Origin of the sequence: Psychrobacter sp. NG27 (genome assembly GCF_016106655.1) — a bacterium.
In the GTDB taxonomy this organism is placed as follows: domain Bacteria; phylum Pseudomonadota; class Gammaproteobacteria; order Pseudomonadales; family Moraxellaceae; genus Psychrobacter.
Window position 1 is genome coordinate 16,236 of the sequence record NZ_JADGIN010000012.1, and the last position, 15,185, is coordinate 31,420.

At 45.5% G+C, this 15,185-nt stretch carries 11 protein-coding genes; 5 read left to right on the forward strand and 6 right to left on the reverse strand.

Annotated elements, in window-relative coordinates; translation table 11 throughout:
- Positions 1–49: 49 nt before the first annotated feature.
- Positions 50–2,737 (reverse strand): leucine--tRNA ligase, encoded by a 2,688-nt coding sequence (gene leuS / locus IP485_RS12950; protein ID WP_198327606.1) that lies wholly within the window; start codon positions 2,735–2,737, stop codon positions 50–52.
- Positions 2,738–2,944: 207 nt separating this feature from the next.
- Between leuS and IP485_RS12955 the strand changes: the two genes are divergently transcribed.
- Both IP485_RS12955 and IP485_RS12960 read left to right on the forward strand, forming a co-directional pair.
- The gene (locus IP485_RS12955) at positions 2,945–3,322 is read left to right on the forward strand and encodes an arsenate reductase (RefSeq protein ID WP_198327608.1); all 378 of its coding nucleotides are present in this window, start codon (positions 2,945–2,947) and stop codon (positions 3,320–3,322) included.
- A gap of 85 nt (positions 3,323–3,407) precedes the next feature.
- Positions 3,408–3,767, forward strand: coding sequence for a hypothetical protein (locus tag IP485_RS12960; RefSeq protein ID WP_198327609.1), 360 nt, complete (start codon positions 3,408–3,410; stop codon positions 3,765–3,767).
- A 104-nt stretch (positions 3,768–3,871) separates the two neighbouring features.
- On the opposite strand, the gene argB is transcribed toward IP485_RS12960, so the two are convergent.
- From argB to IP485_RS12985, 5 genes are all read right to left on the reverse strand, one after another.
- A complete protein-coding gene (gene argB / locus IP485_RS12965) occupies positions 3,872–4,783 on the reverse strand; it encodes an acetylglutamate kinase (RefSeq protein ID WP_198327612.1) in 912 nt (303 codons plus the stop codon).
- A gap of 134 nt (positions 4,784–4,917) precedes the next feature.
- Positions 4,918–6,759, reverse strand: coding sequence for a phosphomannomutase (locus IP485_RS12970; protein ID WP_198327615.1), 1,842 nt, complete (start codon positions 6,757–6,759; stop codon positions 4,918–4,920).
- A gap of 109 nt (positions 6,760–6,868) precedes the next feature.
- The gene (gene dut, locus IP485_RS12975) at positions 6,869–7,333 is read right to left on the reverse strand and encodes a dUTP diphosphatase (RefSeq protein ID WP_198327617.1); all 465 of its coding nucleotides are present in this window, start codon (positions 7,331–7,333) and stop codon (positions 6,869–6,871) included.
- A 67-nt stretch (positions 7,334–7,400) separates the two neighbouring features.
- Positions 7,401–8,804, reverse strand: a complete 1,404-nt coding sequence (mgtE, locus tag IP485_RS12980) for a magnesium transporter (RefSeq protein ID WP_198327619.1) — start codon at positions 8,802–8,804, stop codon at positions 7,401–7,403.
- A 104-nt stretch (positions 8,805–8,908) separates the two neighbouring features.
- Complete coding sequence (locus IP485_RS12985; protein WP_198327621.1) at positions 8,909–10,942, reverse strand: UvrD-helicase domain-containing protein; 2,034 nt, start codon at positions 10,940–10,942, stop codon at positions 8,909–8,911.
- Positions 10,943–11,753: 811 nt separating this feature from the next.
- Between IP485_RS12985 and ndhC the strand changes: the two genes are divergently transcribed.
- The 3 genes from ndhC (at position 11,754) to nuoC (ending at position 15,129) form a co-directional block, all read left to right on the forward strand.
- Positions 11,754–12,377, forward strand: a complete 624-nt coding sequence (ndhC, locus tag IP485_RS12990) for an NADH-quinone oxidoreductase subunit A (protein WP_194362791.1) — start codon at positions 11,754–11,756, stop codon at positions 12,375–12,377.
- A gap of 173 nt (positions 12,378–12,550) precedes the next feature.
- Positions 12,551–13,219, forward strand: coding sequence for a NuoB/complex I 20 kDa subunit family protein (locus IP485_RS12995; protein WP_021813431.1), 669 nt, complete (start codon positions 12,551–12,553; stop codon positions 13,217–13,219).
- Positions 13,220–13,353: 134 nt separating this feature from the next.
- Entirely contained in the window at positions 13,354–15,129 is a 1,776-nt protein-coding gene (nuoC, locus tag IP485_RS13000; protein WP_198327623.1) for an NADH-quinone oxidoreductase subunit C/D, read from the forward strand.
- Positions 15,130–15,185 lie beyond the last annotated feature (56 nt).

The following is a 15,185-nucleotide window of genomic DNA, read 5'->3' on the forward strand; positions in this document are numbered from 1 at the left end:
ATATGATAAAAAGGCTTAGTTGCCTAAGCCTAAAAGTCTTAGCTTAACCTTAGCCTGCAACCACGATATTGACGAGCTTGTTGGGCACAACGATTTCTTTTTTGATCTCGCCTGTGATGAATTTTGCCACGCTTTCCATCGTGCGAGCTTGTTCTTTTAACTGCTCAGGATCGCTGTTCGGTGCGACATCCATTTTACCACGCATTTTACCATTGACCTGCACCACCATCGTGATGGTGTCTTGTACGAGCGCACTGTCATCAACGGCTGGATAGTTTAGGGTTAAGGTATCAAGCCCTAGCTGCTCAAGTAGATGCTCGCCGACGTGCGGGGCATAGACCGATAGCATGATTAATAAGTTGGTGAGCGCTTCGTGTTTGATGTGTAGCTCTTGCTCACTACTGGCATTAAAGCCCGTCAGCTCGTTTGCAAGTTCCATCAAACTAGACACAGGCGTATTCAGTGCCAAACGGTCGCCTAAATCGCTGTCAATCTTGGCAATCGTTTCATGAGTCTTACGGCGCAAGTTTTTGGCAGCGGTACTCAATCCTTCTGTGTTTAAGGTTGCACTGTTGAGCGTATCACTGCTGATATTGGCGGCCGTTAATGCTTGCATATGGTCGTTTGCAATACGCCATACTTTTTTCACAAAGTTGTATGGGCCTTTTAGCGCATCATCTGACCACTCAAGCGTTTGATCGGCAGGCGCGGTAAATAGCGTATACAGACGAACGGTGTCCGCACCATACTTATCAATGGTAATTTGTGGATCGACGCCATTGTTTTTTGATTTAGACATTTTTTCGATTTTGCCAATCGTCACAGGCTGCCCATCAGATTTTAGGAGGGCTTTGATTGGTTGGCCACGCTCATCGAAATCAATATCGATATCTTCAGCAAAGTAGTAGGTCGTACTACCATCTGCGTTGACGCGATAAAAAGTACCTGCGAGTACCATGCCTTGGGTCATCAAGTTGGCAAACGGCTCATCCCCTGATACGAGTGATTCGTCACGCATCAGCTTATGGAAGAAGCGTGCATATAATAAGTGCATTACGGCGTGCTCTACACCGCCAACATATTGATCAACCGGCAGCCACTTATTGGCAGCAGACTTATTAACCATGTTTTGCGCATCATTTGGGCTAGCAAAGCGGGCGTAATACCAGCTTGACTCAACGAAAGTATCAAAGGTATCGGTCTCGCGCTCAGCAGGGTTGCCACATTTAGGGCAAGTGGTATTGACAAACTCAGGTATGTTTTTGAGTGGATTGCCACGACCATCTGGTACGACATCCGTTGGCAATATGACTGGCAGGTCTTGCTCCTCGACAGGTACTGTACCGCAATGCTCACAGTTGATCATTGGGATTGGGCAGCCCCAATAGCGCTGGCGAGAAACACCCCAGTCACGTAGGCGATATTGGATTTTTTTCTTGGCCAACTCTTTTGGCTCAAGCTTGGCTAGCATCGCCTCAAACGCTTGCTCAAAGTCTAGACCATCGAATTCACCTGAATTGACCAAGGTATTACGTTCGGTATAGGCAAGGTTGGCGACGGTATTGTTGGCCTTAGCATCTGCTTCTTCATTATCAAAATAACCTTCAGGCACAGTGATGACTTGCTTAATCGGTAGGTTGTATTTATTAGCAAACTCATAATCACGCTCATCATGTGCAGGCACTGCCATGACCGCACCTGAGCCGTAGCTCATGAGCACATAGTTGGCAACCCACACCGGCACTTCTTTGCCAGTCAGTGGATGCGTCACAGTCAGGCCAGTGTCCATACCGATTTTTTCGGCTTTGGCCATATCTGCTTCAGCCACTGAGCCTTTTTTGCAAAGGGCACAAAACTCAGCAATCGCTTCATCATTCTCTGAGGCATACTGTGCGAGTGGATGTTCTGCTGCAACCGCAACATAAGTCACGCCCATCAAGGTATCAGGACGGGTTGTGAACACATCTAATGTGTTGGTCTCGCCAGACAGCTCATAAGGGAAGTGTACTTCCATACCCGCGCTACGACCGATCCAGTTGCGCTGCATGGTCAATACTTCAGACGGCCAATGACCCTCTAACTGGTCCAAGTCATCAAGCAATTCGTCCGCATAATCAGTGATGTTGAAGTAGTACATCGGGATATCGCGCTTCTCAACTGCAGCGCCACTACGCCAGCCTTTGCCGTCGATGACTTGCTCGTTGGCTAGTACGGTGTTGTCAATCGGATCCCAGTTGACGGTAGAGAGTTTTTTGTAGACCAAACCTTTTTTGTACAGCTGTAAAAATAACCACTGCTCCCACTGATAATACTCAGGGCTACAAGTAGCAAACTCACGCGACCAGTCAATGGATAGGCCGAGCAGTTTGAGCTGCGCACGCATGTTGTCAATATTGGCAAACGTCCATGCCGCAGGCGGGGTTTGATTGGCAATCGCCGCGTTTTCTGCTGGCAAACCAAAACCATCCCAGCCCATTGGCTGCATAACCTCAAAACCTTTAAGGCGATAGTAACGGCTCAGTACATCAGAGATTGTATAGTTGCGCACGTGACCCATATGCAGCTTGCCGCTTGGGTACGGAAACATAGACAGCATGTAACGACTTGGTTTATCGCTTGGCTCATTGCCCACTTCAAAGCGCTTATCATCTGCCCATTTGGCTTGCTGCGCGGCTTCTATCGCTTGTGGGTTGTAATAGTTTTTTTCTGTTTGGTCTGCTGTCACGGCGTTGCTCATAGTCGGCTCAAAATTGGTTGATACTAATAAAAATAGGGGGAATTTGACAATGCCATAGCATAGCGTAATTTGGCAAAAATTGCGACGATATGATGTATTTGCTCATGAGGTTTATGGATTAAAAGTGACTTTAGAGGGATGGGTTGTCTACATCTCATCATCCTTGGGTATAATAAACAGATCAATGAACATTCATGAGGAGTTTCTATGACCATCACTATTTACGGTATCAAATCTTGTAGCACCATGAAAAAAGCATTTACTAAGCTTGACGCGCTAAACGTCAGCTACGAGTTTCATGATTATAAAAAACAAGGCATCGACAAAGAGAGTATCCAGCGCTGGGTGAATGAGCTAGGAATTGATAAAGTGCTCAACAAGCGTGGTACCACATGGCGTAAGCTAGACGATGATGAAAAGCAAGCGGCAGATGCCAATGTGGATGCTGCGATCGATTTACTCGTGGAAAATACTAGTATGATCAAACGTCCGATGGTTGAGGGTCAATCCGATGATAAAACCCAAGGTCAGCCAGTGCTACTTTGCGGTTTCAATGAAGCCGAATTTGATACAAATTTTTCATAAAAAAGCTATCACTTTGACACGTTATAAACTATGATTTCATGAATGGAATTAAGTTTGCTTGTTTATAATGGTTAGGGATAAGACTATGAAAAAGTTGTTATTAATGGCCACGCTTGCAACAGCATTTTTGATGGTGACAGGCGTCCAAGCCGCTGACTCATCTACTAAGATTACTTTTGCCAAAGACAGCTATTGCGGCAGTTTTACCGGTAACATCAAAGATGGTAAGTTGTTCCGCTTATGGTTGCTACCTGAGCAAAACTTAGTGATTCGTAATGTGGGCGATGACCAAATAAATGTCGCATACGTTTCAGGGCCTAAAGGGCGCTTAGATGCTGATCGCTATGATAATGAGACCTCTTATTTTACCGAAAATAAAGGCAATCATTACATGCAGGTATATGGCAACAGTAGCCATAGCTCTGTTGAGTTCTGTGCTTATTAAGCGCTTTGCTTACTAACGATTATTAAAGCATTCATGAATCATAAAAAAGCCCGAGCTTGGTATCCAAGTTCGGGCTTTTTTATGTCAGTTACGACCGTGTTCTACTAGCTCACTGACGAATCTATCTCACGACTGATGAGCGTACCAACCCCTTCATTGGTGAAAATTTCCAATAGCGTGGCATGAGGGACGCGACCATCTACAATGACAGCGCTTTTGACGCCGCTACGCACCGCATCGAGCGCGCATTGGATCTTGGGAATCATGCCGCCTGAGATTGTACCATCTTCGATTAGGCTATCGACTTTCTTTGGTGTGAGTCCAGTCACAACTTCGCCATCACGGCCCAATACCCCTTTTATATTGGTGAGCAGCATGAGCTTTTCTGCTTGCAAAAACTCAGCCACTTTACCTGCGACCAAATCGGCATTGATATTATAGGTATTGCCGTCGGCATCAACACCAAGTGGCGCGATGACTGGGATAAAATCAGAGGCAATCAACATGTTAATCACGTCTTTATTGACGCTTACCACATCGCCGACAAACCCTAAATCTATAGGAACAGCGATACCATCTTCACCGATTTTTTCCATCATTAACTTTTTAGCCAAGATCAAGTTGGCGTCTTTACCCGTGAGACCAATCGCACGACCACCATGCTTGTTGATCAAGCTGACAATAGATTTATTGACGCTGCCACCCAAAACCATTTCGACGATATCCATGGTGCTTTTGTCTGTGACACGCATCCCATCGATACGATTTGACTGACGGCCAAGCTCTTTTAAGAGGTTGTCCACTTGTGGACCGCCACCATGTACCACCACTGGGTGTATACCGACGGTTTTTAGCAACACAATATCGCGGGCAAACGAGCTTTCAAGCTCAGGGTCAGTCATCGCATTGCCACCATATTTTACGACGATCAATTTATCAACAAAGCGCTGAATATAGGGCAGTGCCGTGGTGAGTACTTCGGCGGTGTTTTTGGCATCATCTAAATTAAGCGTCATTACAAACTCCTAAAGGGCGGTTTTAAATGGGTTGTTTTTGGTCGGTAGTCAAACATTGATAAATAGGTACAGTGTTGCTAATCGCGCTTGGTATATCTTCATTTTTTTACAAGCATACTATCTATACGTGTCAACTACTCATCAACTATGGCAATAATCTGATCTGCCAGTATTGTGTTAAACGGACGGCATAAAGTGGCAAATATGGCTTGAATATCTTTTAGGTCGTCGATGCTATCGCCAGCGAAGCGAGCGGTTAGGCTATTACTGGTGTTTGATTGACGCAGCACGCCAAAACCATGGGCAAAATCCAAGCGAACCCCGTCGATACAGCTAAGAGTCGTTCCTTTAGGTAGTAGGTGCCGGGCTTGCGCCAGCGTGGTGCTAGATTTTACGGAGGCGCAAGTGCAGACTGACGATGGGCACTGCATGGTTGGCAGTTGAATGACGGTTGATGAGTGACTGGCACTATCAAGCGAATCGTGATGCGCCGGTACGGGTATTAATTGCTGCAAATAACGGCAAAACTTAGTCAATTGCTCCATGATAGCGCAGTCAGTAGTCGCGGATGGCGGCATTGGCAAATAATGGTCAGCGGTACTGACCATGGATGGCAAGCTTTGGATAATGTCTGACAGAGATTTCTTACTGTCAAGATTATCCATGTTACCAATGTTATCACCAGACAAAGCAAACCAATGCAATAATCGTAGTGCAGCATACATCGCATCATCATAAGGAATAAAGCGGTGGTCATTGAAGATAAAATGCCCTGATAACTCGCCAGCAAAGACAATCTGACTATCAGGATGCCGTATCTGTTGGCGCATAAAACTGCTACCCGTCTTACTAATGATAGGAATCGCACCAAGATTGGACAGGAGTCTGGGCAAATGATGGGCACATTTAATATCGAAAAGAACCTCAGACGCTAAAAATGAGTCGGTCAAAGACTCAGGGCGTTCAGTGATAGCGATGCGTGCCAATAGATAAAGCAGATGATCAGGCATGACAACTTTGCCATTATTATCAACAACCATCAAACGGTCACCATCACCATCGAAGGCGAGACCGATATCTGCATGATGAGCTATGACGGCTCGCTGTAACTCTTTTAGGCGATTCGGTTCGGTTGGGTCAGGACTGCCAAGAGGAAAACATCCATCTGGCGTGCTATTTAGCATGATGACATGCTTGCAGAAACGATCAAATAAACGCTGAGCAACACTGCCAGTCGCACCGTTCAGGCAGTCAATAACCACGATCAGATCAAGCTTGCGAGCGTTTTTTGGATGATAAATAGTGGTTGAGCAGTGGTCTTCAGAGAGCTGGTTAAAGACGCGTTCGATAGCGTCGATATAGACACTTTCGACTTGCTCGGTAGATAGTTCATCAAGCAGATAACTTGATGGTTTAGTGTCGTTATTATTCTCTAACATTTCTGAATCAAAAACTCGGTTTTCACCTTGGATTTTTTGATAAAAGTGATAATCATGGTTCACAGTCAATTGTTGATAGAGTGCCTGTATTGCAGCGCTGCTCGGTGATGTATTACTGACCAACCACTTAATACCCAGCGTGTCTTTGGCTGAGTGGCTGGCAGTGACCGTGATGCCATGACCATGATAGCGTGCTGCCCAAAATGCCACCATCGGTGTGGTAACTAACCCTAGCTGTATAACGCGGATATTATGCCCAACCAATATGGCAGACAGTGTCCGTGCAATCGCCTCACTACCACAGCGCGCATCATAACCGATGACGACGGTAACGACGTTTTGCAGGTTCTCTTTACCTATATTTGTATGGGTATTAATGGAAGTATTAAAAACTGACGCTTTTCCGTTGCTTTGGGAGTGATAAAGCCGACCAAAAGCATGGCCCAATGCTTGTACAAACTCGTCTGTAAAATGCTGATAATAGCCGCGAATATCATAAGCACGAAATAAGGATTGCTGCGTAGCAAAAGATGGCATCGTTTACACTCCTTATTATCGTGGTTACTATTATCACAGCTATTATTGTGATGGTTATTATCGTGAGAGTTAACAACCATGAAAACGGTCAATCAATATGGCTTACTTGTTACTGACGACCTGAATGTCCAAACCCGCCCGTACCGCGTACGCTTTCATCACTGAATTCTGTTACCACTGAAAACTCAGGACGGGCAACAGGTACGACGATATACTGTGCCATACGATCACTTGGATTAAGCACAAAGTCGTCCCCACTGCGATTCCAAATACTGACCATCAGCTCACCTTGATAATCTGCATCAATCAGCCCAACCAAGTTCCCTAAGACAATACCGTGCTTATGACCGAGACCTGAGCGCGGCAAAATCATACCTGCATAATTAGGGTCTTGGATATAAACGGCGAGACCTGTACCGATTAAGTGTGTTTCACCTGCCTTGATGGTTAAAGGCTCATCAATGCAAGCGCGCAAGTCGATACCCGCACTGCCATCGGTGGCACGAGTCGGTAAAGAAAACGCTTTATCTTCGATAATTTTTGGGTTGATAACTTTCACTTGTACAGCTTGCATAACACACTCACTTAACGATTTGTTTGATGGTTTTATAAACGAAAATATTCAAAAATTCAGTATTTTATTATAGTATTAATACGCTGGCTAAGCCCAAAAACGACATAAAGCCGACAATGTCCGTCACGGTCGTTAAGATAACCGAAGCAGATAGGGCAGGGTCGATATTCATGCGCTTTAGCATCAGCGGTATGCTGATACCAGAGACATTAGCTGCTGTCATGTTGATGGCAATGGCAAAGCCAATCACGGCGCTGATCTTAATGTCATGAAACCATAACTGAGCAATAAACGCCATAATTATCGCCCAAATGATACCGTTGATTGCGCCTACCCACAGCTCTTTATTCAAAAGCCAGACGCGGTTAGAACCACCAATTTGACCCATCGCCATTCCGCGGATGACGACTGTCAGTGTTTGGGAACCGGCAATACCGCCCATACTAGCGACTACTGGCATCAATATCGCTAGTGCCACGACTTGTGCTAGTACTTCTTCAAACTGCCCAATCACTGCTGCGGCCAACAGCGCGGTACATAAATTGATACCCAACCAAACACTACGGCTTTTGGCACTGGTTAAGATAGGCGCAAACAGTTCTTCATCTTGACTGACACCAGCTAAGTTTTTCATGGTGCTGTCGACATCGTCTTGGATAATTTCCATGATATCCTCGCCATTTAGCTGACCGACCAGCTCGCCATGGCTATTGATAACAGGGGCAAAGCGAATATCTTCTGAACGAAAAATCGCCGCCGCATCTTGGATGTCTAAGCGATCATTGATCGTGATGGCGGTGTCAATCAGCTCTGACACTAAAGTACTTTGCTTATGTTTAATCAAATCTACCAGACTCAATAGACCGAGTAGTTGCTGGCTTTGATCGACGACTAGCAGCTCTTGGCTCTCGTCATCGAGTAAATCATCATTTGCTCGCAGCCAGTTTTGTACCTCAGCCAGATGGATGTCATCCCTTATTTGGATGATATCGGGATCCATATAACTGCCCACTTCCCAATCTTCATAAGTATCGAGCTTATTAACCTGAACGCGGGTCTCTTCGTCTAGTGTTGCCATGACAGAGGTACGGACGCTCTCAGTCACGGTATCCAAAATCTCAGAGATATCTTGAGCATCGAGATCTTGGGTAAATAAAGAAATCTCTTGAGAGGAGATATTCTCCATCAATGGCTGGCGGGTATCGACATCTAGCTCAGCCAGCACCTCACCCTTGAGATTCTCTGGTACTTGCTCCCAAATCAGTAAGCGGTTTTGAGTCGGGAAAGACTCTAATAGGTTGGCAATCTCGTATTCTGACTGCTTTTCTAAAAACTCAGTAATGGCCTCATAGGCTTTATCAGCAACCAAGCCCTGCAAGTACAGCAGTTTATACTCGGCATTATATTCAGCCGGATTATACTCTCCTGGTAGCACAGATGGTCGTTCCTGATTGGGCGTGGAGGTAGACATAAAAATTCCAAGTTTCTTATAAAATATAAATCGTAGCAACGATTGATCGGCTGAGTGGTTGCCCGCTCAGCGGATACTTCTTTGTAGCCATCAGTGCTATATCGTTAGCGCTTACTTAGCAGCGCCCGAATATTGGCCAGATACTCATCAGCGACGGCTTCAGGATCTTTGGTCGCTTTTTTCTTTTTGGCCTTAGCAGGCCAATCGATATGTTCCTCAGGTAACTCATCCAAAAATCTTGACTCTGAGGTGACACGCATTTGACCACCTGCACGGCGCTGGGTTGCGAGGGTCAATGTCAGCTCACGACGCGCACGGGTGATGCCCACGTACATCAGGCGTCGCTCTTCTTCGACTGTCTCGCTCATGATAGAGTTACGATGCGGTAGCATCTCTTCCTCAAGCCCCATAATATAAACAAAATCAAACTCCAAGCCTTTTGCCGCATGCAAGGTCATCAGATTGACTTTATTGGTATTCTCTTCTTCTTGCTGTTGCTCGAGCATATCTAGCAATACCAGCTTACGAATGATGGTATCAATCGTGCGATCTTCGTCTTCTTCAGCGCGATTAATGAGCGATTGAATACTGGTATACAGCATATCGATATTATCAATACGGTTCTTTTCTTGTTGCGGCGTTTTGGCATCGCTACGCACAAAATCAATATACCCTGTCTCATCAATCATTTGGCGTACGATTGGCACAGGATCAGGATGTTGATCCAGCTCACGCGTATAGTGCTCAATGAACTCGCCAAACTCTTTTATCGTACCATAAGCCTTTGACGGTAATACATGAGTCAGGCCAGCATGGGTGCAAGAGGCCAGCAGCGATATGCTGTGCTCTTGTGCAAATAACCCAAGCTTTTCGAGCGTTGCTGGCCCCATACCGCGCTTGGGTGTATTGATAATACGCAAAAACGCGCTGTCATCTTCAGGGTTTAAAATCAGACGCAGATAGCCCATGATGTCTTTGATTTCACTACGCGCAAAAAACGACTGACCGCCAGACAGCTTATAAGGAATTTGCAACTGACGCAGTTGTGCTTCTAACATCCGCGCCTGAAAGTTACTGCGATATAGCACGGCATACTGTTCCCACTCATTGCCAAAGCGCAGCTTGTGCGTGATGATTTCTTTGGCAACGCGCTCGGACTCGTCATCATCATTGCGGCAGTTGATAATGCGGATTTTTTCGCCTTGGCCTTTATCTGACCACAGTTTCTTTTCAAATAAATGCTCGTTATTGGTGATGACGGCATTAGCTGAGGTCAAAATACGAGTGGTTGAGCGGTAGTTTTGCTCAAGCATGACGATTTTCAGCTTAGGAAAATCTTCTTTGAGCAGCGCCATGTTTTCAGGTTTGGCACCGCGCCACGCATAGATAGACTGATCGTCATCGCCTACCACCGTGAATCGTCCTTGCGGCCCGACCAAGTTTTTAATCATTTCGTACTGGGCGGTATTGGTGTCTTGGTACTCATCGACGAGCAGATAACGAATACGGTTTTGCCATTTGTCACGCAGCTCTCTGTTTTCGCGCAATATTTTAGTGGGCAATACAATCAAGTCATCAAAATCGACGGCATTATACGCGCGCAAGTTACGCTCATAAAGCGCATATAATGTGGCAAAAATCATGTCTTCTGGATCGTCTAACGTTTCCATCGCCTTGTCAGGCTCAATCAAATCGTTTTTCCAGTCGGAAATCATCTTGATTGCTTTGCCAACCAGCTCACGGCTTTCCGCGCCGCTTAAGTTGTCACGCATCATCAGCTCCATCAGTAGACGCTTACTGTCATCGCTGTCCATGATGGAGAAGTTTCCCTTGAGAGGCGTATGAATCAGCTCATAGCGCAAAAAATGTAGCCCAAATTGGTGAAAGGTCGATACCGTCAGTCCGCGCATTTTTTCACTGGGTAGCAGTTTGCTAACCCGCGCTTTCATCTCACGTGCCGCTTTATTGGTAAAGGTCACGGCAGTGATACGCTCAGCTGGCATATCACACTCTTCAATCAGGTAAGCAATCTTTCGGGTAATTACGGATGTCTTACCGGAGCCTGCACCTGCGAGCACCAGTAGGGGACCTGATACGTAGAGCATGGCCTCGGTTTGTTTGGGATTAAGTTGACTCATAACGTGACCTGTAAGACAAAAGCAAAAAAAGGGTGGCGCTGATATAACACAAGTAGATGAATGCGGCGCGCACTATCAAAAGGCGCACATTATCAAAACTTGTATCGTCGCGATATGTTAATAATCTTTATTATAAAAATAGTAAGGTTTAATGATGAGATATCATAAAAATCTGGTGGGTCATTATAAAGCAAAAATGGTCACTTTAGGGGAGGACTTGGGCACTGAAAAAGGGATATTTGGGCACTTGGTTTTTGCTAAACGTCGTGGCAGTGTTTGCTCGTAGCCAAAAGCATGGATTTGGGGTTAATATAAGGTAAGGTCTATATCATAATTCATAGTAAAAAAAACACCTCTTTTTTGCACAGAAAGTGACCGTTCAATACAGTTAAAAACTAGCTTTTAGGCACTGATATGCGTATAGTACGTAAATAATTTATGCCAGTTGTCTTGTCTCTATTGGCCACGTGTAATGAGCTATTAAATCAATTAAGTAAGCAGTCAGATATGATATTGATTTAATACGTTGATCTTACGTTGTTAGAAGATGCGTTGGGCGACCAGCCTTTATCCGCGCGCATACCGGAATCTCTACAGTTGGTCACGTCTGACATCGTCGTCAATACACTTGATAATTGGTTGTTACCAGCAAAATACCTAACATGTGACTCAATGACAGTTACTTAAACACAGTGACTGGGGAATAGTTGCTTTGTGTTTTCGTCTGCGTTATGCCAGTTGCAACACGTCCTTAGTAGGTCAGTGCTTGCGCTGCGCTTGACACTCGATTGGGTGAGGAGCACGTATTATCATGTCTGCTTTTAATTGGTCAGCCATTGCTTTTATTTTAGCCGCCATTGGGCTAGTTGTCTTTATGCTGGTCGTACCGCGCTTACTTGGCGGTCGCTCTCAAGGCTCACAAAAAGAAGAGATATTTGAAGCGGGTGTTGTCGGATCTGGCAACGCCCGTATTCGTTTGTCTGCCAAATTTTATTTGGTCGCGATTTTCTTCGTCATCTTCGATTTAGAGGCGCTATATCTATACGCCTATGCCGTCTCTGTGCGTGAGGCTGGCTGGCTTGGTTTTGCCGCTGCTGGCACCTTTATCGTTATTCTGATTATCGGTTTGATTTATGAGCTGAGTTTGGGTGCGATGAACTGGGCACCTGCTGACAAGCTACGCAAAAAAGCACGTTTATATGCGGCGCCTGCTGGTTTTAACTTAGCAGATATCACCAAATTCGATGGTGCTCACGAGCTCATGGTTGACCCTACGGGTAAAGTACCAGCACAGTCATCTGGTCAAATCAATGTCTCAAACAATATCGAGACCAATCGCCGTCATCTACAAAACATCGATCATATCAATACCACAGGTAATGTGACGTCTGTGGATTTTGCGACGTCTGCTAAGCAAGACAAAACTGAGCGTTAATACCAATTGATGCTCAGCTCATAGAGTTTCAAAGACCAGTAGTAAGATATAAAGACGTCAGTCTATTTGTATCAATGATCGCTGATGACTAGCCACTTATTTATCATAAAAGTTATGGCGACAGCGCGAGCAAGATGATTGCCACGCCAAGCCTAATATGAAGGTTGTATGTTATGAAATACACATTAACAAAAGCCAACCCTGATGCAGATACCTATCCTGCACAGACCAGTCAAACGGTCAATGACCCTATCGAAGACGAAGTTAATAAAAACGTCTTTATGGGTCGTCTCGAAGACCTCGTCCATTCGACAGCAAACTGGGGGCGCAAGCACTCACTATGGCCATTTAACTTTGGTACGTCTTGCTGCTACGTCGAATATGCCACTACCTTAACAGCCGTTCATGATTTATCACGATTTGGGGCAGAGGTTATTCGTGCCTCGCCTCGTCAAGCAGATGTCATGATCGTTGCCGGTACTTGTTTTGTCAAAATGGCGCCTGTTATTCAGCGTCTATATGAGCAAATGCTTGAGCCGAAATGGGTCATCTCAATGGGTGCCTGTGCCAACTCTGGTGGTATGTATGATATCTACTCTGTGGTACAAGGCGTAGATAAAATCATTCCAGTCGATGTCTATGTGCCAGGTTGCCCGCCACGTCCAGAAGCCTTGATTCAAGGTTTGATGTTATTGCAAGAATCTATCACCAAAGAGCGTCGTCCGCTGGGTATTCATGTCAATGAACAAGGTATCTATCAGCCACAAATGACGCCTGAGCGTGATCGTAAGCAAGCAGATCGCATCGCGGTTAAAAACTTGCGTAGCCCAGACAGTATTTAGCTTCATACGTTTAGGTTTATGGCGATAGCAACAACCTCAATATTTTATGCGCTCATCATAGTTCGTTTATGGTTGACATAGTTCGGTTATGAATAACATAGCTCAGTTATGATTAATGAAGGAATACATCATTCATGGTCACGGTAGTCGAAAATACAGATCCTAATATTAAACCTGTCCCAGCCGTTATCATAGAGCTGGAGCAGAAGTATGCCGGTAAGTTCGTCGTGCAGCATACTGTGGATGAGATTCCAACAGTGTGGGTCGCGCGTGCGGATTTGCTCGATGTTCTCTTATTCCTGCGTAAATTGCCCCAGCCATACGTCATGCTATTTGACTTGTCAGCGATAGATGAGCGTTTACGCCAACATCGCGCGGGTTTGCCTGACAGTGACTTTACGGTGTTTTATCACCTAATGTCACTTGAGCGTAATAGTGACGTACGTATCAAGGTCGCGCTGAGCGAAGACGACGTCAATGTACCGAGCGCTACGCAGATTTGGCCAAATGCCAACTGGTATGAGCGTGAAGTATGGGATATGTTCGGTATTGTCTTTACAGGTCATCCGCATTTGACCCGTATCTTATTGCCAAAATACTGGGAAGGTCATCCACTGCGTAAAGAGTATCATGCACGTGCGACTGAATTTACCCCGTATTTCTTGAATACCGCCAAGCAACAATACGAGCAAGAGAACCTGCGTTTTGTCCCAGAAGAATGGGGCATGAAGCGTTCAGGTCGCGATGAAGACTTTATGTTCTTGAACATCGGTCCTAACCATCCCTCTGCTCACGGTGCGTTCCGTTTGGTGCTACAGCTTGATGGCGAAGAAGTCGTCGATTGTATACCTGATATCGGCTATCACCATCGCGGTGCAGAAAAGATGGCTGAGCGTCAAACTTGGCACTCATTTATTCCTTATACCGACCGTATTGATTATCTTGGCGGTGTGATGAATGAGCTGCCGTACATCATGTCGGTCGAAAAGCTTGCTGGGATTACCATTCCACCACGCGCTGAGACCATCCGCGTGATGATGAGCGAGTTTTTCCGTATTACCAATAACTTACTATTCGTCGGTACTTTCATTCAGGATGCGGGCGGTATGACCCCTGTATTCTATATGTTTACCGATCGCCAAAAAGCTTATGACGTCATCGAAGCCGTGACTGGCTATCGTATGCATCCTGCTTGGTTCCGTATCGGCGGTACTGCTGCTGATCTACCACGTGGATGGCAGCGACTTGTTCGTGAGTTCCTAGATTGGATGCCAAAACGTTTGGATGAGTATGTCAAAGCGGCATTGCAAAACAGTGTGCTCAAAGGCCGTACTCAAGGGGTTGCTCAGTATAATGCCAAGCAAGCATTGGCTTGGGGCGTTACGGGTGCAGGTCTGCGAGCGACAGGCGTTGACTTTGATCTGCGTAAAGCACGTCCATACATGGGCTATGAGAATTACGACTTTGAAGTGCCAGTCGGTTACAACGGTGATGCTTATGATCGCTGTATGGTAAAAGTCGAAGAGATGCGTCAGTCTTTACGTATTATTCGCCAGTGCATGGATAACATGCCACAAGGCCCTTATAAAGCAGATCATCCACTAGCAGTACCACCGCCGAAAGACCGTACCTTGAACGATATTGAGACATTGATTAATCACTTTATCTCAGTATCTTGGGGTCCTGTGATGCCAGCGGGTGAGTGTACGACGATTGTAGAAGCGACCAAAGGTTTGAACAGCTATTACATCACCTCAGATAAGGCAACGATGAGCTATCGTACCCGTATCCGTACGCCGACATTTGCGCATTTGCAGCAGATGCCATCGGTGATTAATGGTTCGCTCGTCTCTGATGCCATTATGTATTTGGCATCGATTGATATTGTGATGGCCGATTGTGATCGCTAATACTTTGATCGTTGATGCTTTGATCAGAAAATTATCGTTATTAAAGAAATACGTTT